The sequence below is a fragment of the Streptomyces sp. SID13031 genome (genome assembly GCF_010548305.1).
Lineage (GTDB): Bacteria > Actinomycetota > Actinomycetes > Propionibacteriales > Kribbellaceae > Kribbella.
Window position 1 is genome coordinate 212430 of the sequence record NZ_JAAGLV010000005.1, and the last position, 24741, is coordinate 237170.

General features: G+C 68.4%; 21 protein-coding genes. 6 read left to right on the plus strand and 15 right to left on the minus strand.

Annotation, left to right across the window (positions count from 1 at the left end; translation table 11 throughout):
- Positions 1 to 23 precede the first annotated feature (23 nt).
- The gene (sepH, locus tag G3I17_RS12940; protein ID WP_164596230.1) at positions 24 to 1460 is read left to right on the plus strand and encodes a septation protein SepH; all 1437 of its coding nucleotides are present in this window, start codon (positions 24 to 26) and stop codon (positions 1458 to 1460) included.
- Between the two features lie 246 nt (positions 1461 to 1706).
- Positions 1707 to 2117, plus strand: coding sequence for a hypothetical protein (locus G3I17_RS12945; RefSeq protein ID WP_164596231.1), 411 nt, complete (start codon positions 1707 to 1709; stop codon positions 2115 to 2117).
- Here the strand turns inward: G3I17_RS12945 and G3I17_RS12950 are convergent.
- Together G3I17_RS12950 and G3I17_RS12955 are read right to left on the minus strand one after the other, a co-directional pair.
- A complete protein-coding gene (locus G3I17_RS12950) occupies positions 2104 to 2568 on the minus strand; it encodes a GNAT family N-acetyltransferase (protein WP_164596232.1) in 465 nt (154 codons plus the stop codon). The genes G3I17_RS12945 and G3I17_RS12950 overlap by 14 nt on opposite strands.
- A gap of 27 nt (positions 2569 to 2595) precedes the next feature.
- Complete coding sequence (locus tag G3I17_RS12955; protein WP_164596233.1) at positions 2596 to 3876, minus strand: erythromycin esterase family protein; 1281 nt, start codon at positions 3874 to 3876, stop codon at positions 2596 to 2598.
- A 110-nt stretch (positions 3877 to 3986) separates the two neighbouring features.
- On the opposite strand from G3I17_RS12955, the gene G3I17_RS12960 reads away from it, so the two are divergent.
- Together G3I17_RS12960 and G3I17_RS12965 are read left to right on the plus strand one after the other, a co-directional pair.
- Positions 3987 to 7856 carry a glycosyl hydrolase family 28-related protein gene (locus G3I17_RS12960; RefSeq protein ID WP_164596234.1) on the plus strand — a complete coding sequence of 1290 codons (3870 nt, stop codon included), beginning with the start codon at positions 3987 to 3989 and terminating at the stop codon, positions 7854 to 7856.
- Positions 7857 to 7870: 14 nt separating this feature from the next.
- On the plus strand, positions 7871 to 8965 hold the full coding sequence (locus tag G3I17_RS12965; RefSeq protein ID WP_164596235.1) for a Gfo/Idh/MocA family oxidoreductase: 1095 nt from the start codon (positions 7871 to 7873) through the stop codon (positions 8963 to 8965).
- Position 8966: 1 nt separating this feature from the next.
- Here the strand turns inward: G3I17_RS12965 and G3I17_RS12970 are convergent, their stop codons facing one another.
- Genes G3I17_RS12970 through G3I17_RS13005 form a run of 8 tightly spaced genes read right to left on the minus strand, consistent with a single transcriptional unit; the run spans position 8967 to position 17143 of the window.
- Positions 8967 to 9527, minus strand: a complete 561-nt coding sequence (locus G3I17_RS12970) for a GNAT family protein (protein WP_343238285.1) — start codon at positions 9525 to 9527, stop codon at positions 8967 to 8969.
- On the minus strand, positions 9524 to 10798 hold the full coding sequence (locus G3I17_RS12975; protein WP_164596236.1) for an ROK family transcriptional regulator: 1275 nt from the start codon (positions 10796 to 10798) through the stop codon (positions 9524 to 9526). The genes G3I17_RS12970 and G3I17_RS12975 overlap by 4 nt, the downstream gene beginning before the upstream one ends.
- A gap of 54 nt (positions 10799 to 10852) precedes the next feature.
- Positions 10853 to 11716 (minus strand): sugar phosphate isomerase/epimerase family protein, encoded by an 864-nt coding sequence (locus G3I17_RS12980; RefSeq protein ID WP_164596237.1) that lies wholly within the window; start codon positions 11714 to 11716, stop codon positions 10853 to 10855.
- Positions 11713 to 12978, minus strand: a complete 1266-nt coding sequence (locus tag G3I17_RS12985) for an enolase C-terminal domain-like protein (protein ID WP_164596238.1) — start codon at positions 12976 to 12978, stop codon at positions 11713 to 11715. The genes G3I17_RS12980 and G3I17_RS12985 overlap by 4 nt, the downstream gene beginning before the upstream one ends.
- A complete protein-coding gene (locus G3I17_RS12990; protein WP_203590108.1) occupies positions 12979 to 13878 on the minus strand; it encodes an NAD(P)-dependent oxidoreductase in 900 nt (299 codons plus the stop codon).
- Positions 13875 to 14840, minus strand: a complete 966-nt coding sequence (locus G3I17_RS12995) for a carbohydrate ABC transporter permease (RefSeq protein ID WP_164596239.1) — start codon at positions 14838 to 14840, stop codon at positions 13875 to 13877. Before G3I17_RS12995 ends, G3I17_RS12990 begins: the two co-directional genes overlap by 4 nt.
- On the minus strand, positions 14837 to 15757 hold the full coding sequence (locus G3I17_RS13000; RefSeq protein WP_164596240.1) for a sugar ABC transporter permease: 921 nt from the start codon (positions 15755 to 15757) through the stop codon (positions 14837 to 14839). Before G3I17_RS13000 ends, G3I17_RS12995 begins: the two co-directional genes overlap by 4 nt.
- Positions 15758 to 15763: 6 nt before the next feature.
- Positions 15764 to 17143: an extracellular solute-binding protein gene (locus G3I17_RS13005; RefSeq protein WP_164596241.1), complete on the minus strand. Its 1380-nt coding sequence runs from the start codon at positions 17141 to 17143 to the stop codon at positions 15764 to 15766.
- 145 nt (positions 17144 to 17288) lie between these two features.
- Between G3I17_RS13005 and G3I17_RS13010 the strand changes: the two genes are divergently transcribed.
- Positions 17289 to 17756 carry a GNAT family N-acetyltransferase gene (locus tag G3I17_RS13010; protein ID WP_164596242.1) on the plus strand — a complete coding sequence of 156 codons (468 nt, stop codon included), beginning with the start codon at positions 17289 to 17291 and terminating at the stop codon, positions 17754 to 17756.
- A gap of 30 nt (positions 17757 to 17786) precedes the next feature.
- Here G3I17_RS13010 and G3I17_RS13015 read toward each other — a convergent pair whose 3' ends face one another.
- Together G3I17_RS13015 and G3I17_RS13020 are read right to left on the minus strand one after the other, a co-directional pair.
- Positions 17787 to 18629, minus strand: coding sequence for a sulfurtransferase (locus G3I17_RS13015; RefSeq protein WP_164596243.1), 843 nt, complete (start codon positions 18627 to 18629; stop codon positions 17787 to 17789).
- Entirely contained in the window at positions 18626 to 19276 is a 651-nt protein-coding gene (locus G3I17_RS13020; RefSeq protein WP_164596244.1) for a thymidine kinase, read from the minus strand. The genes G3I17_RS13015 and G3I17_RS13020 overlap by 4 nt, the downstream gene beginning before the upstream one ends.
- A gap of 234 nt (positions 19277 to 19510) precedes the next feature.
- On the opposite strand from G3I17_RS13020, the gene G3I17_RS13025 reads away from it, so the two are divergent.
- Complete coding sequence (locus G3I17_RS13025; protein ID WP_239062512.1) at positions 19511 to 21013, plus strand: S8 family serine peptidase; 1503 nt, start codon at positions 19511 to 19513, stop codon at positions 21011 to 21013.
- Here the strand turns inward: G3I17_RS13025 and G3I17_RS13030 are convergent.
- From G3I17_RS13030 to G3I17_RS13040, 3 genes are all read right to left on the minus strand, one after another.
- Entirely contained in the window at positions 21010 to 22134 is a 1125-nt protein-coding gene (locus G3I17_RS13030) for a nucleotide pyrophosphatase/phosphodiesterase family protein (RefSeq protein WP_164596246.1), read from the minus strand. The genes G3I17_RS13025 and G3I17_RS13030 overlap by 4 nt on opposite strands.
- Before the next feature lie 4 nt (positions 22135 to 22138).
- A complete protein-coding gene (locus tag G3I17_RS13035; RefSeq protein ID WP_164596247.1) occupies positions 22139 to 22765 on the minus strand; it encodes a DUF5998 family protein in 627 nt (208 codons plus the stop codon).
- A gap of 72 nt (positions 22766 to 22837) precedes the next feature.
- Complete coding sequence (locus tag G3I17_RS13040; protein ID WP_203590110.1) at positions 22838 to 24736, minus strand: FtsX-like permease family protein; 1899 nt, start codon at positions 24734 to 24736, stop codon at positions 22838 to 22840.
- Positions 24737 to 24741 lie beyond the last annotated feature (5 nt).

The following is a 24741-nucleotide window of genomic DNA, read 5'->3' on the forward strand; positions in this document are numbered from 1 at the left end:
AACCGCACAGGAGAACATAGGCAATGCGCGAGGCGAGGCTCGTCGGTCTGAGCCAGGATGGCAAACAGCTCATCCTGGCGCTGGCAGAGACGGGTGAGGAGTTCGCCGTCCCGGTCGACGACCGGTTGCGTGCGGCCCTGCGCGGCGACCGTGCCCGACTCGGCCAGCTGGAGATTCAAATGGAGAGCGCGCTCCGCCCACGAGACATCCAGGCCCGGATCCGGGCCGGCGAGAGTCCCGAGGCGGTCGCTGCCGTCGCCCAGATGCCGATGGAGCGGGTGATGGCGTTCGCCGGCCCGGTGCTGGCCGAGCGCAACCACGTCGCGAGCCTGGCCCAGCGCGCGTCCGTCCGCCGTCGCGGTGGCGGTGACGCCCCGACGCGCAACCTCGGCGCGTGGGTGACCGAGCGGCTGCGGATCCGGGGCGTCGACCCGGCCTCGGCCGAGTGGGACGCCTGGCGCCGCGACGACGGCCGCTGGGCCGTGCGGGTGTCGTACTTCGCCGAGGAGAACGACGAGAAGGTCGCCATGTTCGCCTACGACGCGCCGGGACGGTACGCCGTACCGGACGACGACGAGGCCCGCTGGCTGGTCGGTGAGCAGGCGCAGGTGATCGCGCCGCAGCCGACGTCGGAGCGGCGGCTCACCGCGGTGGCCGATTTCGACCTGAGCCTGGCGCCCGACCACGGCGCCGACAGCTACGAGGCCGGCTTCGAGGACACGATCAGCCTGCCGCGCGGGCGGGCGGCCCAGGCCGATCGCGACGCGAACCGGGACACGGGTCGTGGGTACGGTCGCGACCCGGAGTACGGGACCGCCCGCGACGTGGAGCGGCGCGATGTCGAGCGCGGGCCGCGACGGGTGCACTCGGTGCCGAGCCCGGATGAAGAGCCGACCCTGATCGACGTACCGATCGAGCCGCCGCCGACGCTGCGTCCGGCGGTCCGTGCGGTCGAGCGCCCGGCTCAGCTCCCTGTCGAGGCGCCGCCGGTCAGCCCGCCGGAAGAGCGCGCGGCAGCCCCCGAGAACCGCTTCGCCGAACGCCGGATGACCCCACCCGAGCCGCGCCAACCCGAGCAGCGCCGCCCGGAGCAGCCGGAACAGCGCCAACCAGAGCAGCGTCAGCCCGAGCGGCGGGAGCCTGAGCAGCGCCAGCCGGAGGTACGCCGCCCGGAGGTACGTCAGCCTGAGCCGCCGGTGGTCGAGGAGCGTCGGCCGGAGCAGGCGCGGCCAGAGGCTCCCCGTCCTGCCGACCCACGGCCGACGGCTCCGAAGCCCGCCGACCCACGCCCGACGGCTCCGAAGCCCGCAGAGCCTGCAGCTGAGGCGCCGGCCGAGCCCGTCGCCGAGCCTGCCGCAGCTCAGGCCCCGGAGGAGAAGAAGAAGCCGGCCAAGCGCGCCTCCAAGCGCGCCAGCGTGCCGAGCTGGGACGAGATCATGTTCGGCAAGAAAGCCGACTGACCCCTACGAACAAGGTGTGTGGCGAGCCCACCACTGGTGGGCTCGCCACACGCAGCTGTCGCGGACAGGCGTCTCAGATGACGGGCGGTGTTTGGCAGCGCGCGTGAGGGTCTGCCATGATCGTGCGCATGCGTATCTCGCTGTGTTGTAGCTGTTGTTGTCGCTGACGCGCGCCGTCTGAGGCGCACGAGGCCCTGCCATTTCCCCAGGCCCGCCCGCCGACACCAGCCACACAGGATTGCAGCGATGAACCTTTCTGCCTTGGCCGACCTGCTCGTCTCGCGCGGTCTGCGCCTGCTACCCGGCTCGCACGCCGTGCCGGTCGAGCTGCTCGTGCAGTTGCCGGACGCAACGATCGCACGCTTCACCGCCCGCGGTACGACGCTGCGGCTGCGGCACTACTCCCCCGCGGCGCTCACCTCGATGGTGATCGCCGCGGAGTGTGGTTGCGGTGACCACCACCCGAAGACCGGTCCGGATCGCGTCGCCTTGAGCGCGTTCGCGACGCCGTTGTCCGAGCACGTGCTGGACGGCGAGCTCGTCTTCGGCTGGACCAGTCACGAAGCCGGCAGCCTCCGCCTCCCCGACGCGCTCCCCCACTTCTTCACCCTGCTCCCGCTGCTGACCCCCAGCCGCACCCTCATCAGCGTGGCGTGAGTACTTTCTCGAACCAGTGATCCTGGAACTGGCCGGGCGTCCCGGCCGGCGGCGGGAGTTCGGCGAAGCCGGCCGAGGTGTACAGAGCCCGTGCCTCGACCAGATCGGTGCGGGTGTCCAGGAAGAGACGGGCAAGGCCCTGTGAGCGGGCCCAGTCCTCGGCGGCCGCAAGGAGTGCCCGGCCGCCACCGCCACGCCGGTGGTCGGGGTGGACGAAGAAGCGGGTGAGCTCGCCGGTCGGGTAGACCCCGAGATGACCGGCCGCGACGCCGTCGGAGCGGAGTACGAGGAAGACGCCGAGACCGATGGCGGGGAACTCCGCGACTGTCAGGTCGATCTCCGCGTCAGTGGTCGGACGGTCGAAGTAGCGCACCGTCAGCTCGGCGAAGTAGCCACGGATCAGGGCGTTGACGTCTGGGCGCTCGGGCGCCTCGTCGTTGACGGTCCACATGGCCGTCACGGTAACGGTCTGGGCCGCTCAGCCGCCTGCGGATTTCGCGGCGGTCTCCTTTTCGGGCAGCGGTACGGACGGGGTCGAGGTCGCGACGTACACCAGGCCGTCGTACTCCCGGGTCAGCAGTGTCGGCGCGAACTGCATCCGGTAGGTCCAGCGTTGGACGTAGGCGCCGAAGCTGCGGAACATCTGCGGCTCGGCCAGCCATCTCTTCACCGCGTCCGGCGCGGCGTCGGCGTCGCGCAGGTTGAGCCAATGGTCGCCGGGCGTCGCCGCGGCGAGCTGGCCTTCGAGCGCGTTGAAGCCGCCGCGGTCGATGTTGTTGGCGATCACCGGGCCGTCCATCGGACCCGGCCACGGACCTGGGCGCAGGCGGCGGGCGCGAAACGCACCAGAGCCGAAGAGCAGAGCCAGCGCGTAGTACTCCGCCCCGAACCGCTCCCGCAAGTGCTGGCCCATCGGCCGCAGCTCCGCTGACTGCCGGCTGGCCGCCAGATGACCGTTGTGCGCCCACACCGCGATCCGCCGCTTCGGATCCTCATCGGCCAGCCGCCCGATCGCCTCGGCCATGTAGGTGTCCCGCACGGCGAACAGCGTCTCGGCAGGATCCTTGTTCTCCTTCGCGCGGCTGACCAGATCACCGGCCCGCTCGAGAATCCGGGCGTGCCGCAAGACCTCGGCCGAAGCACCCTTGGCCTCCAGGAACGGGATCAGCTGCTGAGCCTCCCTGACCACCAACCGGTCCTTGTCCGGCGCCGACCCCGGCTGCGCGTCAGACAGAGACCCGAAGCCCTCGTCGAACGCCGCCAGCCGATCAGGCACCGACGCCGACAGAAACTCCCGTACTGCGGAAACCGATGCCGCGCACCGCTGCGGGTCGATCCCCACGAAGCCGACCTGGTCAGCAGCCGCCCGCCCGGTGTTGTAGGCGCGCATCCACTCGACCAGCGCGACGACCTCCTCGGTCCGCCAGGTCCAGAAGCCGAGCCCGGCCACCACGGTCGTCGCATCTCCGACGCCGTCGCGCACATAGGCGTCGACGGCCGGCGCGGCCGACTCGCTCGCCTCCGTCGCCAGCACCGAATACCCCAGCTCGGTGACCAGATACTCGAAGAGCCGGTGCTTCAGCTGGAAGAACTCGCGCGTCCCATGCGTCGCCTCGCCCAGCCCGACCACCCGCACACCGGCCAGCGCCTCGCCCAGCGGAGCCAGATCCTCGGCGGCCGACCCCGCGACCAGACTCGTCAGCGGGCGCGCAGTACTGGACAGCCACTGCTGGATCTCGGCCAAGCTTTCGGTCGCCACCGGAAAAGCCTATCCAGCCGACCGAATCATCCCGCTCTTGAATAAGTAACACGCATGGTTTAACTTACACGCACCTTAGCTCCTGGCCCGCCACCGGAGGTTTCCCTGCCATGTCCACAAGACGTCTGCTAGCGGGGCTTGTCCCCGCTCTCCTCCTGGGTGGCGCGCTCGTCGCGACCCCGGCCTACGCGGCAACGATGTATCCGAGCGGCGTCGGCGCCGATCTCGGTGCGACCCCGACGACGCTCGGCGTGAAGCCGTCCGCCGGTGCGGACCCGGCCGGCCTGCAGACCGGTACCGACCAGGGCCGCAACTATTGGCGGACGAACCAGGCCGCCGACACCAGCTACTTCACCTTCGACGTAGATGGTGACTACGTCGGCGAGCTGAAGACCGATGACGTCGTGGTCACCGTGACCTATCTCGACAGCGGCACGGGCACGCTCCAGCTGCAGTACGACGCGGCCGCCGACCCCGCAGCGCGCGCCGACGACGTACAGCTGAAGAACACCGGTCTATGGAAGACCGGCACCTTCGCGTTGAACGACATCAAGTTCGCCGACCGCCTCGGTGGTGGCGACCTTCGGGTCCAGGGCAGCGAGGACATCAGCGTCGCGGGTCTGCGGATCAGTACCGCGGGCGCGTCGGTCGCGCTCGGTGCCTCGCCGGCGCAGAGCGGCATCTCGCCTCGCGCGGGCGACCGGCCGGAAAACCTGGTCACCGGCGTACAGGACGGTCGGGCGTACTGGCAGACCGATCGGACGGCGCCGGCGCCCGGTACGAACTTCATGTACATGAACGTGTCGGACACCTACCTCTACGACAACCACAACCTGGTGCTGGTCAGCATCGACTACTTCGACGAGGGCAACGGGCAGTTCGGTCTGCACTACGACTCCCCCGGCGCGACGATCCCGGAGATGTTCAAGAACTCCGAGGTGATCACCTATGGCAACACCTTGACCTGGAAGACCTACACGTTCGCGCTGAGCGATGCGGTGATGACGAACCGGTCCAACGGTTCGGACTTCCGGATCCACATCGGTGACGGCGCGGTCGACCTCAAGGTCGCGGCGGTCCGGGTGGCGAAGGTGGCGACTGTTCTCGACGTCACCGAGGGCCTGGTCGACCTGATCGACGAGGCGGCCCGGGTGCAGAAGGCCGCGCGCGAGGGATCCCGCGACGGCCAGTTCCCGGTTGGCAGCCGGGCGACCTTCTTGCAAGCGATCAACGACGCGCGCGCTGTCGCGACCACCCCGAACGTCACCGACGTGCAGGTGAAGGCCGGGTTGCAGGCGCTGCAGACGAAGCTGGACGCCTTCAACTCCGCCATCGTCGACACCAACTTCGCATCAGCCGGTACTGCGAGCGCGAGCAGCGGCAACGCGGCCGCGAACGCCAATGACGGCAATCACCAGACCACCTGGACGAGCGGCGCCGGCGACTCCTGGCTGCAGGTCGATCTCAAGGAGGCCCGCGCTGTGAACGATGTCCGGGTCGAGTGGGCGCAGACGTCGTCGCCCGATTACACCGTGCAGGTGTCGAACGACGGCAGCAGCTTCACCACGGTCGGCCGGACTGGTTCTCCTGGTGCCAACCAGTTCAGCAAGACCCGGTTCGCGACCGTCGAGGCGCGTTATGTCCGGGTCGCATTGACCGGCGCCGACAACTTCACGGTCAAGGAGCTCCAGCTTCGCGAGTCGCCGGTCGTGACGCCGAAACCGAAGCTGATCGACACGGTCAACCCGACCGAGGACGGTGTGGTCGCCGACTTCGACGCGACTGAGTTCGGCGCGGACCGTACCGGCCGCGCGGATTCGACCAAGGCGATCCAGAGCGCGATCTACGCCTGCCAGGACGCCGGTGGCGGCACGGTCTGGCTTCCGGTCGGCAAGTACCTGGTCACCGACACCGTCGAGGTGCACGCCTTCTGCACCCTGCGCGGCGACCGGCGCGATCCGGACAAGCCTGGCAACCACCACGGGGACTACGGCACCACCATCGTCGCAGACCTTGCCTCCGGCAACGATGGTCCGTCCTTGTTCCGGATCGGCGGCTCGGCCGGCGTGATCGGCGTGACGACGTACTACCCGCGGCAGAGTGCGACTACGCCGATCCCGTATGGCTACACCTTCGAGATCCCCGGCGGCGCCTGGATCGGCAACGAGAACTACATGATGTCGACCGTCTCCGACGTCACCATGCTCAACTCGTACCGTGGGATCGGGGTCAGCACCTTCCCCAACGATCACGGCAACGCGCCCAGCTCCGGCCAGGTGCACGAGTCGACGACGATCCGCAATATCCGGGGAACCGCTCTCTTCGAGGGCGCCCGCGCGTACAACGGCGCGGACGTCGGCACCTGGGAGAACGTGACCTTCAGCAACGCGTACTGGGCCGCGGCCCGTTCCTTCAACCCACCGGCCCGTGCCACCCTCGATGCCTGGACCCGGGCCAACGGCACCGGTCTGGTGCTCGGCGACCTCGAGTGGGACCAGTTCCACAAGATCACGCTCTCCGACTACAAGATCGGCATCCACGTCGTCGCCGGGCAGCGTGCTCAGTTCACCGGGAGCTTCCTGCAGCCCGACGTACGGCGTACCGGGACGGCACTCAAGGTGGACGTGATGGACGACCGGTGGGGGCTCACCCTGGCCGGCGGCCTGCTGGAGGGCGATCAAGGGATCCAGAACGACTCCCGCGGCTATGTGAAGGTCACCGGCACCACAGTCACCGGGACTGTCGCGGGCATCGTGCACCGGATGGCCGGCACCGCGCCGACCTACACCCAAAGTGCGCTCCCCAGCCCGGCCGAGGATGTTCTGTCCGTCGTGGATGCGCCGCACGGCGTCGGTTATCTCCCGGCCGCGGACGCGACCAACGCAATCCAGAAGACGCTGGACAAGGCCGGCCGAGCCGGTGGCGGGATCGTGTACCTCCCGGCCGGCTGGTACCGGATCAGTGGCCACCTGAGCGTTCCTGCGAAGGTGGAACTGCGCGGCGCCTCCGCTGTTCCGAACCGTGATCAGGGCGGAGCCAGCGGCGACACGGTCTTGCACGCCTTCGAGGGACGCAACACCGCCGCTCCGGACACGGCGACCGCCTTCGTGACGCTGGGCGGCAAGAAGGCGGGGCTGCGCGGGCTGCGCGTCTTCTACCCCGAGCAGAACCCGGGCAAGGCCGAGGGCGTCGTGCCCTACCCGTACGCCGTCCGCGGCAACGGCTCGGCCACGTACGTGATCAACGCGGGCTTCCCGAACGCGTGGAACGGCGTCGACCTCACCACCTTCCGCAACGACGGGTTCGTCGTCCGGAAGATCGCCGGTGCGTTCTTCGACCACGCGATCGCCGTCGGGCGCAGTACCGGCGGGCGGATCGAGGGCGTGCTGTCCAACGGCAACGCGGTCACCCGGATCGGGTACCAGGAGCCGAACTGGATGAACGAGGGCAGCATCTTCGAGCTGGTGATCGACAAGTACATGCGCAAGACGGCCAAGATCGTCACCGTCGACGGCGCTCGCGGCCTGACCCTGTTCAACGTCTTCGCGTACGGGTTCCACGACGGGCTGGTCGTCAACGACGGTCAGGTGGACGCGTTCAACCTGGGCACCGACAACCTCGGCGACGGCGGCTTCACGGTGAAGGTCGTCAAGGGTGACGTCGAGGCGACCAACCTGGCCCGCTACAACGGCGCGACCAGCACCGGGCCGGTGACGCTGCACAACGTGATGGTGATCAACGTCGTCCAGCGGCACGTCTCGGTCGCGGCGGCCGGCAACGGCACGGTGAAGATCGCCGGGAACGAGTCCGAGCCGGGGACGTACGAGATCGGCGCGCAGGTGACCGTGACAGCCACGCCTGCGTCGGATAGCGTTTTCCAGAACTGGACCGTGGGCGGCGCGGTGGTCTCCACCGACGCGTCGTACACCTTGGCGGTGACCGCGGACCAGGTGCTGACAGCGAACTTCTCGACGAAATAGCTTGAAGGGGCGAGATGTCTGACTCGACGAACAATCACCAGGTCGCCATCGTGGGCTGCGGCATCATCGGCCGTACCCACGCGGACACCATCGCGGCCCGGCCGGACGCCTTCGTGACCGCACTGGTCGACGGCGACGCGGCCGCTGCGCAGGCTCTCGCTACCTGGCTGAAGGAAGCCGGGCAACCTGAGCCGCAGGTGTACGGCGACCTCGGTGCGGCACTGTCGGGATCGGACATCTCGCTCGTCGCGATCTGCACGCCGAGCGGGACCCACGCCGCGCTCGCGGAGCAGGCGCTCAACGAGAAGAAGCACGTCGTCATCGAGAAGCCTCTCGACGTCGACCTCCCCCGGGCCCGCCGCCTCGGCGCGGCGGCCACCCGGGCGGCCGGGCATGGGGTCGTGTCGTCGGTGATCAGCCAGCACCGGTTCGACCCGGGCAGCTCGCAGGTCTCCGAGGCGATCAAGGCCGGCCGCTTCGGGCAACTCACCTCGGCCGTCGCGACGGTTGCCTGGTGGCGCAGCGACGAGTACTACGCTTCGGCAGGCTGGCGCGGCACCTGGGCCCAGGACGGCGGCGGGGCGCTGATGAACCAGGGCGTCCATACCGTCGATCTGCTGTTGTGGTTCATGGGCCGGCCGGTCAACATCCAGGCGCAGGCACTCCGCGCGGCACACCAGTCGATCGAGGTCGAGGACACCGTCGTCGCCATCCTGACCTTCGAGAACGGCTCGGTCGCCACGCTGCATGCGACCACGGCAGCCTTCCCCGGCGGGCGCACCCGCGTCTCGGTGCACGGCACGGAAGGCGGCGCCGAGGTCGAGGACGACGTACTGCGCCGCTTCGACGTCGACGGCTCCGAGGACGACCATCCCATCGACACCGAACGTCCAGCCGGCCACGTCGCGCAGTACGCGGACATCTTCGATGCCATCGGCAACGGCGAACAACCCGGTATCACCGTCCACGACGCGATCGACGCCCTGGCCACCGTCCGCGCCGTCTACATCGCCTCAACCCTCCAGCGCCCCGTCAAGTTCCTCGACGTCCTCGAAGGCCGCTACGACGACGTGGACGTCAGCCGCGGAATCCGCCTCCCACCCAGCTGACTCAGGCTTCGCCGGGGCGGCGGGTGTTGAGGATTCGCTGGAAGAGGTGGCAGGCGCGCCAGGCGCCGTCGATGTGGAGGTAGTCGGGGGCGGTGCCGATCTGGGCGAAGCCGGACTTCTTCAGGACCTGTTGGGAAGCCAGATTGTTGGTGAGGGTGCTGGCCTCGATCCGGTGCAGGCGCAGCTCGGTGTCGGCGAGGTCGGCGACGGCTTGCACTCCCGTTGTCGCCAGGCCTTTGCCGAGCAGGCTCGCGTCGATCCAGTAGCCGAGGCTCGCGCTGCGGAACGGGCCGGGGACGATGTCGTTGAGCGTCATCGACCCCACCACGCGATCGCCCTGGAAGAGGAACCACGGCACGGTCTCACGCTTCTCGAAGCGCGCCAGCTGGAGCTCCAGCCGATCAAGCTGTCCGGCTGTCGTGAACCAGCGATCCGTCCGGACCGGCTCCCACGGCTTCAGGTGTTCGCGATTGCGGACCTGTGCTTCAGCGAAGGCGGCGGCATCGTTGAGCGACGCCACCCGCAGCTCGATCTCGGCGGTCAGCGGTCTGTCGAGGGTCACTTCGGCAGCCTACGAGCCTGACTCGAACCACCCACCCGCGGGGTGAACGCATCGTGGAAGATCGTCGACGCGGCGCCGACCGCGGCCGCGTCGGCCTGCAGCATCGACTCCTCGACCGCGACCGTCCGGGTGCCTTTCGCGATCGGGTGCGAATTCACCGCGCGGCTGATTTCGGAAAGGAACACCCCGGCGATTTCTTTTTCGAACGCCGGACCGCCGAGCACGATCAAATCGATATCGAGCAGATCGACCAGCCCGACCGCACCCTGCGCAATCACCGATGCCACTTGGGTGACCGCCTTCGCGGCCGCTTCGTCGCCACTCGCGGCGGCTTTGCAGACCGCTTTGTAGCGTTTCGCCTCATCGGTCGCGGAGGCGTCCGTCTCGACATATCCGAAGCCCGCCGCGATCACCGGCAACCCAGCGGTCGGATTGCATTCGGCCATCATCTTCGGCCCGGTCTTCTCGTCCCACTCCCCCATCTTCAGGGCGCACAACTGGCCGAACTCGCCGGCGTTCGCGGTCAGGCCGCGATAGATGGAGCCGTTCAGGATCAGCCCGCTGCCGACCCCGGTCCCGAGGTAGAGGTAGGCGAAGTCGCGGGCCCGCGCCGACCGGCCGATCCAGCGCTCGCCGATCGCCGCCGCGGTGCCGTCCTTCTCCACCAGGACCGGGTGATTCAGCTTGCCCTGCAACAGGTGCCTGATCTCCAGCCCGCGCCAGGCCGACTGCAACGGCAGGTCGAGCAAGGTGCCGTCGGCATTGATCGGCCCCGGGACCGCGACGCCCACCCCGAGCATCGAATCCGCGTCCACCTGGCTGATACTCAAGGCGGCGGTGACGGTGGCTGCGGCGAGATCGACCAGCCGCACCGCATCGAGATCGGCCGGCAGATCAACCGTCTCGCGTCGCACGATCGTCCCGTCCAGGTCGACCACCGCGACGGTCAGCAGCTCGGGGTCGATGTGGATGCCGACCGCATGGGCGGCGTTGGAGCGCAACCGCACCGGAGTACGGGGTTTGCCGAGGCGTTCGGCGCGTTCCTGCTTCTCCTCGACCAGCAGGCCCTGCTGCAGCAGCACGCGCAGGATCCGCGACACCGACTGCTGGGTCAGCCCGGTCCGCCGGGAGATCTCGGTGCGGCTGATGATGCCGGCCAGCCGGATCGTCTCGATGATCACGGCCTCGTTGAAGGAGCCCAGGTCGTACTGGTTCGCGCCGGAACGCGTCGGCTCGTCGAGCACCGCCGAGTCACTCTCAGGCGTGACCATCGCCCACCTCCTCCTTATCCATAACTTTCCCCGCTCATCTAATTCAGTCGCAAGCTAGGCGAGATCGTACCCCGCAGCACGCGCGAGGCCGGTGAGGTATTCGAGATTCGCCGCCGTTCTTTCCGGCAGCGGCAACGCGACCGAGAAATCCTCGACCGTCACCCAGCCGTCATAGCCGGTCGCGGCGAGTGCTTTGAAGAATTCCGGCAGGTGGGCCCGGCCTTCACGCAACGGCACCCATTTCGGAACCCAGCGCAACGTGCCGTCGTTTTCCACCGCGGCCAGGTGGAAGGCGACGTTCTTGACGTGGACGTGCGCCAGATACTCGCCAAGCAGATCGAGCGCGTGGGCCGGCTCCTCCCACCCTTCGATCACCGTGTTGCCGATGTCGTGCAGGACCCCGACGTACCGCGGATCGAGCCCCTCGACCAGCCGCCGGGCAGCGGACGCGCTCGGCGTGAGGCTCTCGTGGTGCAACTCGAGCAACGCCCGTACGCCGTGCCGCCGGGCGCAGTCCTCGAGCCACTCCCAATCGCCTCTGTACAACGCGAAGGCCTCCCGGTAGGTCTGCCCCTTCTCCGCGTTCAGCCCGAGGAAGCGGACCTGGCCGGCGCCGAGCGCAGCGGCCGCGGCCAGCAGGCGCTCAGCATCCACGCGCTGCCTCGGCGTTACGTATCCACCGAGTGCGGGGAACCCCAGTCCCGCGTCCAGCGTGACGGAGCGGATCTCGTCGAGGTGCGACTCCAGCCCGGTCAGCGGGAAGGTCGCCCGGTTGCCGGCCCAGAAGGTCGGTCTCGCCGACTCGACCGGATCGGTGATCCGCCACTCGACCCCTTGCCAGCCCTGCCCGGCCAGGATCTTCGCGGCTTCCGCGGGAGTCCACTCCGGCGTCGAATCGGTGAACACGGCGAACTTCACGGCGCCTCCAGGGCCCCGTCGATACGCCGTACGCCGGCCGCCCATTCGTCATGGCCGGACAGTTGCGCGGGATAGCGCGCAGCCGCCTCGAGGTCGATGTCGATACCCCAGCCCGGCTTCTCGTTCGGAGTCAGCCAACCGTCGACGATCCGTAGCGTGCCGGGGAAGACCTCGTGGGTGGCGTCGTTGTAGACGTGGCCCTCTTGGATGCCGAAGGCAACCGAGCTGACGTCGAGCGCGACGTTGGCGGCCGCACCGATCGGCGAGGTGTCCCCCGGCCCGTGCCACGCGGTACGGACGCCGCAGAGCTCGGCGAGATCGGCGACCTTGCGGCCAGCGGTGAGGCCGCCGATGTCGGAGATGTGCGACCGGATGAAGTCCACGCCGCCATCGCGCACCAACCGCACGGCGTCGCCCATCGAGGTGGTCAACTCACCGACAGCCAGCGGTACGGGCGAAGCGGCCCGCACCTCGGGGAGGCGATCCCAGTGCTCCGGCGGCAGGACGTCCTCGAGGAAGTACAGCCGGTACGGCTCCAGCGAACGCGCGAGCAACACGGCCTCCTTGGGAGTCAGCCGCGAGTGCACGTCATGCAGCAGCTCGATGTTGTCGGGCAACGACTGTCGGGCTGCCGCGAACAGGTCGGGCGTAGTACGGAGGTAGTCGCGAGCACTCCAGCCGTTCCGGTACGGCGCGTCCGGGTAGAGCGTCGCGAGTCGCGGTGCACCGTACCCGCCGCCACCCGGCGTCGACACCTGCAGCCGGATGTGCCGCCAGCCCTGCGCGACGAACTCCTTCGCCTGCTCCAGTGTGTCGTCGATGGTGATGCCACCGGCATGGATGTAAGTGTCAGCGGCAGCCCGGACCTTGCCGCCGAGCAGCTCGTAGACGGGCATCCCGGCACGCTTGCCGGCGATGTCCCACAGCGCCTCGTCGATACCCGAGATCGCGTTGTTCGTGACCGGCCCGCCACGCCAGTAGCCGGAGAACCCGGCCAGCCGGACCAGGTCGCCGATGTCACCGGGGTACCGGCCGATCAGCAGCCGGGCGAGGTGGTCCTCGACGAACGTCTTGACCGCCTTCCAGCGCTGCGTGAAGGTGGCGCAACCGAGCCCGTACAGGCCGGGCTCGGTGGTGTCGATCTTCACCACCACCAGTGGGATGCCCTGCGGCGCGGTGACGATCGCCCGGACCGCACTGATCCGGATGTCGTCGCGGACCGGCCAGGGCTGGGCGAAGGTGGCGGGGGTCTCGTGCGGCATTCAGCTCTCCAGGAGGTTCGTGGGTAGGTCGAGCTCGTGCCGCGCCTGGAAACCGAGCACGGTCCGGGCCGCGGTCAGGTCGATCGGTACCTCGCGCCCGACGAAGCGCCGCAACCGCGGTACCCCGGGCGCATAGGCGTCGAGCAGAGCCTCGGTCTCGTACGGCGCGTTGGTGGTCCCGGCAGTGACGAAGAACGTGTGGGCGCCGGACAAGGTTGCCGTCAGCCCCAACTCGATCGCGTACGCCGCATCGCGGGTGTCCAGGTAGGACCAGGCCTCCCGTACGCCGCCGGCCGGGTCGCCGCCAGCGATCCGCTCCATCACCTCCGGCGAGTTCACGTGCGGGAAGCGCAGACACACGACGTCCATCCCCCAGCGCCGCCAGACCATCCGTGCGGTGTTCTCGTCGTTCTGTTTCGACAGCGAGTACCAGTCGGCGACGTCGGCCGGGATCTTCTCGTCGATCGGGTAGTAGGCCGGCCGGACGTCGGCCGGGTTGAACGGCACCCCGAACGCATTGATGCTGCTGGCAATGACCGCGCGCTCGATCCCGAGCACGGCCGCCTGGGCCAGCACGTTGAAGGTCGACACCACGTTGACGGTGTAGACGTCGTACGGCGTACCAGCCGACGGGTGCGGCAGGGCGGCCAGGTGGACGACAGCGTCGGCGCCCTCGAGCGCCGTCGCCACGTCCGCCTCGGACCTGGTATCACCGATCACGATCCGGTCCGCCTTGAGACCGTCGTCCTCGACGTTGGTCAACGCGGTCACCCGGGCGCCGAGCTCGGTCAGATGACGAGTGGCCACCAGCCCGATCCGCCCGGCCGCCCCCGTCACCAGCACCCGGCGCCCCTCAAACCCTTCGCCTTCCTTCCTTCCCTTGTTCAGTGAAGTAGTCATTCCTTGATGCCTCCTGACATTCCGACCCCGCGCAGGAACTGCTTCTGGAATATCAAGAAGAGCACCACGGGAACCAGGACCGCCAGGAACATCGCGCTCATCTGCAACGAGATCTCAGTGGTGTCCGCCACCCGCGGCAGCGCCACCGAGATCGGCTGCAGCTTCGGATCCGGCAGCACCAGCAGCGGCCAGAGGTAGTCCTTCCAGGAACCGATCACCGTGAGCAGCGAGACCACTCCGAGGATCGGCTTCGACATCGGCAGGATCAGCGCCGTGAACAACCTCAGGTTGCTCGCGCCGTCGATCCGCGCCGCCTCGATCAGCTCACGCGGGATCGAGTCGAAGTACCGCTTCATCACCAGGATGTTGAACGCGCCCGCCGCCTGCGGCAGCCAGACCGCCCAGAACGTGTTCTGCAGGTTCCAGCCGAACACCGGCATCTTGAGGATGGTCAGGTACAGCGGCACCAGCGAGATCACGCCGGGCAGGAACAGCGTGGCCAGCACCAGCCCGGTGATGATCGGTCCCCACTTCGGGCGCAGCACGCTCAGCACGAACGCGCCGGTCGTACAGACGAACAGGGTGGAGACCAGTGAGCCGATCGCGATGATCGCGGTGTTGCCCAGGTACGAGCCGATCTGGACCTGGGTCCAGGCGTTCGGGATGTTCTGCCACTGGATGCCGCTCGGCCACAGCGAGAGTGGCCCCTGCAGGATGTCCTGGCTGGTGGACAGCCCGGACTTGAACAACCAGAGCAACGGTCCGACGCCGGCGACCAGCACGCCGATGAAGAGCAGTACCTGGATCGTAGGCAGCCCGTACCGGACCAGTGTTCGCTGGCGGTCCGCGGTCGAGATGATGCCGCGCTCCTCGGCCTCGGCCGCACGGCGCTTGCGCCGCTCGGCCGGGGTCGCCTCCGCACTGGTGCCGGCGACTTGTTCAGTGATCGGGAGACTGGTCATGTCGTGCTCCAACGCCGGGTGAGGAAGTGGTACACGAGCGAGAGCACGCACAGGACGAGCGCGAGCAGCACGCTCAGGGCCGTCGCGGCCCCGAAGTCCCCGTTGATGAACGCGTACCGGTAGATCAGCAGCAGGATCGTGGTGGTCGCGTTGTCCGGACCACCACCGGTGAACAGGAACGGCTCGGTGAACACCTGGAAGGTGCCGATCAGCTGCAGCAGCAGCATGATCAAGATGATGCCGCGGATCTGCGGGATGGTGACATGCCAGACCCGCCGCCAGATCCCCGCGCCGTCCAGCTCGGCGGATTCGTAGAGCTCTGTCCGGACGCCGGTGAGCGCGGCCAGGTAGATGATCGCGGTCGCTCCCGCACCCGCCCAGGTCGCCTCGAGCACGATCGCCGGCATCGCCAGGCTCGACGAGTTCAGCCACGCGTACGGACCGAGGTTGAACCAGCCCAGGACGGTGTTGAAGAGGCCGGAACCGCCCGGGTCGTAGAAGAACTTCCAGAGCAGGATCGCGACCACCGGCGGAACCACCGCCGGCAGGTACGACAGCACGTTGTAGAGCCAGCCGGTCTTGCGCAGTTCGCTGATGAAGACCGCCAGGAACAGCGGCACCGGGAAACCGAAGATCAGCGCGAGCAGAGCGAAGTACAGGGTGTTGAGCGTTGCCTGCGGGAGCTGCGGGTCGGTCAGCACGTAGCTGAAGTTCGACCACCCGACCCATTCGGGGGTGGTGACGAGGTTGTTCTTCTGGAAGCTGAGCACCAGCCCGCGCACGATCGGGCCCCAGGAGAAGTACAGGAACGTCAGTACCAGGGGCAGCGCGAAGATGATGCTGCTCAGCCCGCCGGAGCGGAACCAGGAGGTGACACCACGGCGGGACTGGTCAGCAGGTCGACTGAGGAGGGCCATGGTGGGTTACCGGGCCAGGCGGGCGTCGATCTTCGAAGAGGCATCGGCGAGTAACTTGTCGATGTCGGCGTCCTTCTTGGTCAGCACCTGCTGGACCACCGGGTCGAGCAGCGCGTAGACCTCCTGGCCCTTGTTCGACGGCTCCGGCAGCAGCTTGAGCGTCTTCGTCGACTCGATGTAGCCCTTGAACTGCTCGACCGGCACGTTGGCGTAGGGCTTCTGCCACTCGTTGTACTGGTCGTAGGTCTCCTGGCTCAGCGGCGTGACGCCCGGCCGGCCGACGAAGCTCTTGTCAGCGACAGCGTCCTTGGCCCGCTGCACCGCGATGCCCTGGTTCGTGTACTTGTCGAACTCGTAGTACTTGATCCACTTGAGCGCGGCGACGATCTCGTTCGGGGTCGACTTCGGGTTGATCATCTTGATCGAGCCACCGGTCAGCGTGCCGTGCGGGCCACCGTCCTGCGGCAGCGCGCCCTCGCCGAAGTCGGCGGGCTTCATGCCGAAGTTCTTCACGGCCATGTCGTAGGCATCCGGCGCCTGCATGATCATGCCGATCTTGCCGGCGGCGAAGTCCTGCCGGGCCTCCTCCTGGTTGTAGAGGAAGTTGGTGCCCATGGTGTTGTCGGTCCAGCGCATGTCCTTCAGCAACTGCAGCGCCTTCTTGGCCGGCGCGTCGTTGAAAGTGCTCTTCTTGCCGTCGTCGCTCTGGACCGTGCCGCCCATGCTGTAGGTCATGGTGGTGAGCATCCAGCCGCCGGTGTTGTCCTTGGTCAGCTGGGCGTAGCCCGCCTTACCGGTCTTCTCGGTGATCTGCTTCGCGTACTGCCGGACCTCGTCCCAGTTCGTCGGCGGCTTGTCGGGGTCCAGACCGGCCTGCTTGAACAACGCCCGGTTGTAGGCGAGCCCGACGGAGAAGGCCTCGAACGGTACGCCGTAGATCCGGCCCTTGTCGTCCTGGACCAGCTTCAGCGTCTCCGGGTTCAGCACCTTGGTCAGGTCGACCACCTTCAGCTCGTCGGTGATGTCCGGGAGCTGCTTGTTCGGGATCATGTTCAGCGGCTCGGTGAAGCTGATGCTCATCACGGTCGGCAGCGAGCCGCCGGCCACCTGGGCCTGGAAGGTCTGCGCGTCCCAGGCGGTCTCGGTCGTCTTGACCGTGATGTTGGGATGGGCGTCGGTGAACTCCTTGACGTTCTTGGCGAACGTGGCGACGTCGGCCGGCTTGTCCGGCTTCGGCTTGTTGCCGACCGTGATCGTCACCGGAGCGTTCTCGTCGATCGCGCCGGCGCTGTCCGCCGCCGGCGTAGTGCTGTCCGCGCAGGATGCCGCCATCAGCAGCGCGGCCGCCGAAGTCAGGGCCGCGACACACCTTGCCGTTCTCGTCATCGGAACTCCTCAGGTTTCCGCCCCCACCAGTGGGCGGTTCAGGGGGTGTGGTCTGGGCCACAGAAGCCCAATTTCGAGTAAGTTAAACCATGCGTGTTACTTTATCAATGCCGAGTCCGGTCACGGTTCGGGAGAAGATGACGAGATGTTGATCCGAGCAGCCGAGACCACCGACCGCGCCTTCCTCGAGCAGATGCTGCTGGAGGCCTACAACTGGGACGGACAGCCCCGCTTCACGCTGGAGCAGCTGGCCGCCGAGGACCACGCGTGGCGGTATCTCGACGGCTGGATGCGCCGTGGCGACTTCGGGTTCATTGCTGAGGACGACCAGCCGGTCGGCGCCGCTTGGGCTCGGCTACTGACGGCGGATCGGCCCGGCTACGGATATGTCGCCGACGATGTGCCTGAGCTCAGCGTCGGGGTGAGCGCGGGGCAGCGCGGTCGCGGCCTCGGGCGGGCGTTGCTGACGGCACTGATCGAGGCCGCGGCGCCGTACGGGCGGCTGAGCTTGAGCGTCGAGCCCGAGAACCAGGCCGCGGAGCTCTACCGCTCACTCGGTTTTCGGAAGGTCGGCCGCAGCGGTGGTTCGGACACGATGCTGCTCGAGCTCTAGCCGAAGTTGCAGCTGCGGTATTGCAGGTTGTCAGGCGGGGCCGGTGGCGATCGGGCGGGTCGGGTCGGTGATCCATTCGGACCAGGAGCCGACGTAGACCGCGGCCTCGATACCGGCGACCTGGAGGGCGAGGGCTTCGTGGGCCGCGGTGACGCCTGAGCCGCAGTAGGCGCCGACCTCGGCAGAGCCATCGGCGCCGAGGGCGGCGAAGCGGGCTCGAAGGTCATCGGCGGACAGGAAGTGGCCGTCCGCGGAGACGTTGCCCGCGGTGGGTGCGTTCACCGCGCCGGGGATGTGACCGGCGACTTTGTCCAGCGGCTCGACCTCGCCCGCGAAGCGTTCCGGCGCACGAGCATCCAGCAGTAGGCCGGTGGAAGCGAGCTCCGCAGCACTTGCTGCGTCGAGCATCGGGACCTGGCCGGCTTTGGCGGCGAAGGAGCCCGCGGCATCCACGGGAACCTCGGTGCTCACCTCTCCCCCAGCGGCTTGCCACGCGGCGAAGCCACCGTCGAGGACGCGGACGTCGCGCACCCCGAAGTACCGGAAGATCCACCACGCGCGGGCGGCGGCCATCGAGTTGGCGGCGTCGTAGACGACAACCGAGGTGTCCTCGGAGACGCCCGCCCGGCGTAGCGCAGCTTCGACAGTCGTTGCTGAGGGCAACGGGTGGCGGCCGCCGTCGCCGGGTGGCGCGGCCAGTTCGGTGTCCAGGTCGACGAAGTGCGCGCCAGGCAGATGGCCGGCGTCGTACGCGTCGCGTCCGGGCGGGGTCTTCGGCGCCCCGGCGGGGGCCGACAGGTTCCAGGTGACGTCGATCAGCACCGGCTTGTCGGTGCTGGCCAGCAGGGTGTCGGCAGAGATCAGCGGGTTCACAGCGCGCCTCCGAACGGGAGTACCTCGGGTGACAGGGTGGCACGAGCACGGGCGGCGGTCAGCCGGCGCCGGTGGTGGCGACGGCAGAGCACCTCGTAGGCGACGTCCGCGGCGTTGGTGACCATGTCGCCGACGACCAGCTGCTCGCCTTCGGTGACCATCTCACCACCGACGGTGCGCGCGTTGTGGGTGGCGCGCTCACCACACCAGCACAACGCCTCGACCTGGAGCAGCTCCATCCGGTCGGCGAGCTCGACCAGCCGGGCCGACCCAGGAAAGAGAGTGGCCCGGAAGTCGGTCAGGATGCCGAAGCAGAAGACGTCGATCTGCAGTTCGTCGACCAGCCGGGCCAGTTGCTCGACCTGTTCGGGCTGGTAGAACTGCGCCTCGTCGGCCACCACGTAGTCGATCCTGCCGCCATGGGTCAGCTCGTCGACGACGTACTGCCAGAAGTCGAAGTCGGGTTTGACCTCGATCGCCTCGGCCTCCAGACCGAGCCGTGACGACAGTACGGACTCGCCGGCCCGGTCGTTGCTGGTGAAGATCTTGCCCAGCCGGCCGCGCGCCGCGTGGTTGTGATCCATCTGGAGGGCCAGCGTCGACTTGCCGCAGTCCATGGTCCCGGTGAAGTAGAGCAGCTCAGCCACGGGCGCCCATCCTGCCAAAGTCGTTGGAGCCGCAGGTACGCCGGGGTGGGTCGGCTTTTCTTCTGCACCGGGTCCGAGGTCTACTTGAGCGTGCGCAAAGCCTTGATCCTGATCCTCACGCTCTGCGTGACATTGACCGCCACCACAGTGCAGTCGGTGGCTGGTCCCGTCCGGGCCGAAGCGGGGCTTCGGGCGTACTTCGTGATCACCGCGCCCAAGCAGACCACCGCGGCGATGGCCGGCGTCACAGCCAACGCGGGCACGGTCTACGCGGCGTACGACGCCATCGGCGTGCTCGTCGTGCACTCGGCCAACGAGGGCTTCGCGGGCGCGATGCGGGCAGTGCCGGGCGTACAGAAAGTAGGAGCGACCCGTACTTCGGACCTCCCGGCCGCGGTCGCCAACCCGGCGATCCCGGCGGCTCCGACCGAGAATCCCGACAACTCCCCCGAGACGGTCCGGCCGGACATGACGATGATCGGCGCCGACAAGGCCTGGGCGGTGAACCCGGGATCGAAGGCGATCACCGTCGGCGTGCTGGACACCGGTGTCGACGACCTGCACCAGGATCTGAAGGCGAACTTCGATGCGAGCAAGTCGGCGTCCTGCGCCTATGGCAAGGCCGACACCAGGCCGGGAGCCTGGCGACCGGTCGCCGCGCACGGCACCCACGTCGCCGGCACGATCGCCGCCGCCAAGGACGGCAAGGGCATGGTCGGCGTCGCGCCAGGCGTGAAGGTCTCATCGATCCGGGTCGCCGAGCCCGAAGGCCAGCAACTGTTCTTCCCCGAGAACACTGTCTGCGCTTTCGTCTTCGCCGCCGACAAGGGCGTCTCGGTCACCAACAACAGCTACTACGTCGATCCGTGGATGTTCCTGTGCCCGACCAACCAGGACCAGGACGCGATCCAGGAGGCCGTCCGGCGTTCTGTCGCGTACGCGGACTCCAAGGGCGTGGTGAACGTCGCCGCCGCGGGCAACGAGAACTACGACCTGGCCGCGAAGACGAGCGACCCGAGCAGCCCCAACGACTCCAAACCCGGTATCCGCACGATCACCAACGACTGCCTCAGCCTGCCGACCGAACTGCCGAACGTGCTCGTCGTCTCGGCGCTCAGCCCCGAGGGGACGAAGGCGGGCTTCTCCAACTTCGGCGAAGGCAAGATCAAGATCGCGGCACCCGGCCAGGCCGTCTACTCGACCATCCCCGGCGGCGGCTACCAGTCCCTGGACGGTACGTCGATGGCGTCACCGCACGTCGCCGGGGTGGTTGCGCTGATTCGCAGTACGAACCCGAAGCTGACGCCCGAGCAGGTCCGCGCCAGGCTCGCCGCGCAGGCCAATGACATCCCTTGCCCGGCCAGCACAGTCGCCCAGTGCAAGGGGGCGGACGCGGTGAACTCGTACTACGGCGAAGGCATGGTCGACGCCGCGGAAGCGGTCGGGGCGGCCAGCAAGGCGCCGACGTCTGGGGTGAGCATCACCAAGCCGGCCGAGCAGATCGGCTTCGGCGGGGCTCCGGCGATACCGCTGCTGCTGAAGGGCCTCAGCAGCAAGGGCGAGATCAGCTACACGGCGACCGGGCTGCCGCCGGGGCTGAGCATCGACGGTCAGCGCGGCTGGATCACCGGCGTACTGACACCGGGCTCAGGCCGGTTCAAGGTGACCGTGACGGCGCGGGACGCCGAGGCGAAGACCGCCCAGGCAAGCTTCTACTGGAACGTCTGGAGCTTCTAGTTCCCTGAATCGATCAGGAGCGGGATCAGCATCTCGTCCTGGGTGAGTGAGCCGTGCAGGCCGATCAGGCCTGCCTCTTGCGGGTAGCGACGGCTGGCGACCAGTGCGACCGGTCCGAGCGAAGCGACGATGACGTCGCCGAGCCGTGGCGAGACGCGCTCCTCGACGGCACCGAACCAGCCACGCCCGACCGCTTCGTCCCGGCTGAGCACGAGGGCCTTGTCGCCGACCCGCTCCCGGTACGTCGCCAGTACGTCGTCGGTCGCGCCGTCGACGCAGTACAGGTGGCGAAAGCGCGACTCGCCACCGATCAGGCGCACTCCGTCGGTCAGCGCGGGCTCGGAGTCGAGGTCGACCCGGTTCTCGGGGGCGACGTCGATCATGCCGTGGTCTGCGACGACGATCAGTACGGCGTCGCGTGGCAGCGCTGATCTGACCTGGGAGGCGAAGGTGTCAGCGGCGGTGAGCTCCTTGCGCCATTGCCACGACTCACTCCCCTGCCCGTGGCCGGTGTAGTCGAGTTGAGAGTCGTAGACGTAGACGAGCGACTTGTCGCCTTCGCGGCTGGCGAAGCGCGTTGCGTCGAGGCGGTCCTCGACGGTGTCGGCGCCGCGGTGTTTGCTGCCCCGGAAGGCGGCTGCGGTCAGGCCGGAAGTGTCGAAGCGCGCTTTGCTGACGTTGCGGGTGGTGACGCCTGCGGCAGCGATCCGCTCGAACACGGTCTGGTGCGGTTGCCAGCGGCGCGGGTCGACCGGAGCGTCCCACTGCAACGCATTCAGCAGCGCGCCCGTCTCGGGCACGATCGAGGTGTAGCCGACGATCCCGTGTGCGCCCGGTGGCAGGCCGGTCCCGAGGCTGGTGAGGCTCGCGGCTGTCGTCGACGGGACTCCCGCGGTCAGGCTGCGAGCGGTGAGGGATGACAGGTACGGCGCGGCTTCCGCGTTGCGCCGGAGGAGATTCCAGCCGAGGCCGTCGAGCAGCAGTACGGCGTACCGGGGTGCGGTGGGCAGGTCGAGCACGTTCTGCTCGCCGGGAACCGAGAGGGCGCCGGCAACCGAGGGCAGCACGTCTGCGAGTGACCCGCCGCCGTATGCAGGCAGGATGGGCGTCGGGTCGGACACGGCACTACCTGCTGGTCGTGGCGAACGACAGGGCCGAGGCGAAGTCGAGCACCTGCTGGATACCGGCCGGGCCGTCGGCGGCCGCGGAGATCCGCAACGAGATGTCGTCGGCGGCAACGGAACCCGTGTAGCCGTGGTCGGCCTCGCAGTTCGGGTCGGCGCAGACGGCCGGCTCGAGGTCGATCCGGTTCACCATGCCCCAGCCGATGGTCAGGACGACCTCGCCACCGGCCGCCGGGTCGGACTTGCCGCCCGAGGCCTTGGAGGCGTAGCCGGCCGGATTCGGCACGACCCTGTTCACCACCACGGCGTTCACCCGGTTCAGCGGGATCGCCTCGGTCGAGGTGGACGCGTAGGGCGCCCGGATCAGGTCGTCGGCGGCGTGCTCGTCGGTGTGCCCGACGATCAGCCGGCTCGGCGTCAGCGCCAAGATGGTGATGTGGCGCCGCACCTCGTCCCGGTCGAAGGTCGGTTCGTGCTGCAGCACGAACGCCCGGATCGGTTCGTCGGCGATCGCCACGGCGAGGGAGTCCGTCACGACGTCTGGGTAGTAGCCGCACCGGTCGATCGCGTCGCGAAGTTCGGACGAGGCGTCCGCGAGCTCCGGGACCGGCGCATTGAGGTCACGCATGACCTCATCCTTGCATGCGCCGGGCCCGGAGCCCGATCCGTACCTGTGGATAACGCCAGTGGTGGAACCAGGTCAGCCCACGCTGGCCTTGCGTAGTACCGGTGCACCGGCTGCTCCAGCGACGGCGACCAGGACCAGGCCGATCACCACCTGGGCGACGAGCAGGACGACTCCCGAGCTGCCCTGGGTCAGTACTTCGCCTCCGCTCAAGGCCAGTCCGGTCAGCGCTCCGAAGCCGACTACGGGGAGTCCGACACCGACCACCGGTACTACGGCGGCGAGCCGGGCGGATCTCTCGATCACCTTCAGCGGTACTCCGGAACGGCGCAGCGCCCTCGCCGGGCCGGCCTGGTCCAGGGCCGTTCCGACTGCGCCGGCTGCTGTGGACGCTGCGCCGGTGACGAAGACGAGCCCGAGCAGCAGCGCCACCCCGAGTCGCAGGTCCTTGTACATCCCGGCATCCTGGTCGTCCTTCTCGGCGTCGGTCAGCGGGACCTTGCCGGGGACCAGATCGTAGAGAACCGTGCGGACCTTCTCGCGGTCACCGGTCGAGACCGAGATGTCCACGACCCCGTCTCCGCTGGTGACCTGACCCTTCACCCCGGCCTCGGACAGCTTCTTCTTCGCATCCTCGGCGACCACGACCGCCTGCCCTTGTTTGGTGTAGAACTCGAAGGACGCGTCCTTGCCGTCGCCGTTCATGCCGTAGGGCATGAAGAGTGCGAGGAAGCCGGTGACAAAGCCGCTCAGGACCAGCGCCGCGACCGGGCGGAACGCGGCTTTCGGATCGTCGGCGAGCCTGCGCCCGGCGAGCAGCGCCACCGGGCCTTTCGCCGTCCGGGCCATGAATTTGCCGATCACCTGGACTGCGAACGGACCGACGATGCGGACCGCGAGGGCGGCCAGGCCGATGCCGATCAGTAGCGGGAGGATCGCTCCACCGGTACCGAGGATCGCGAGCATGATCGGGCCGATCACCAGCAGGCCGAGGCGCAGTGCGCTGGTGCCCTTGCGGGTCTGGCCGCGGACGACGCCGAGCGGGGTGATGCTGACCCGGCCCAGGCCGATCAGCGCGCTGATCACCGAGAGAACCGGTACTGCGATCAAGACGATCAGGACGACCCACCAACTCGGGGTGAGGTCGTGCACGTACCAGCGGCCGCCGCCGAGCGGGATGCGGGCGATCAGCGGGGTGAGCACGGTGTAGCCGATCACGCCGACGATCGCGCCGAGGAAAGCGAGTACTGCCTGTTCGACCGCGCTGAGCCAGAGCACCTGGCTCCTGGTCGCTCCAGCGAGCCGGAGGGCGGCGAGGCGATGTTCCCGGCGCTTGGCCGCGACTCCGGCTGCCTGGCCGACCAGGCTCAGCAGCGGGAAGAGGACCAGTGTGATGCCGAACGCGACCAGGACGAGCAGCGTCGCCATCCGCTCATCGAGAGACTTGCCGTTCCAGGTGTCGAGGTACTTCGGGTGGTCGGCCGCCGCGACGCCGGGTGAGTTCTTCTCGACGCCCTGGATGATCACCCGATCGCTGGTCGACGACAGGCCTTTGTCGGTGATGATTCCGGTGGGCTTGGCGATCTTGTAGCGCTTGGAAAGGTCCTCGGACCAGTGCTTGGCGACCTCGGGCGAGACGAAGACCTCACCGGGCTTGGGGGACTTGGCCAGGCCGGGAGGTGGTGGGAGTTCCGCGTCCTTCTGCGGGTTGTTGATCGCCACGTCGTACCGGGTCAGCGGGACACCGCCGGCCATGTCGTCGATCTGGTTGACGACGCCGACGGCCGACTTCGCGTCGCCGTCGTCGGTGTTGCGCCAGCCGATCCGGTCGGAGCGGTGGGTCAGACCGAGTGAGCCTGCGATCAGGAAGGTGAGAAGTAGCGCGACGATCGCGGTGGCACCGAGGGCCGCGAGGTTGGCCGCGCGTCCCCCAGGGCCCGGGCGGCGGACGAACCGCAGGCCCAGGTCGGTCATCGGAT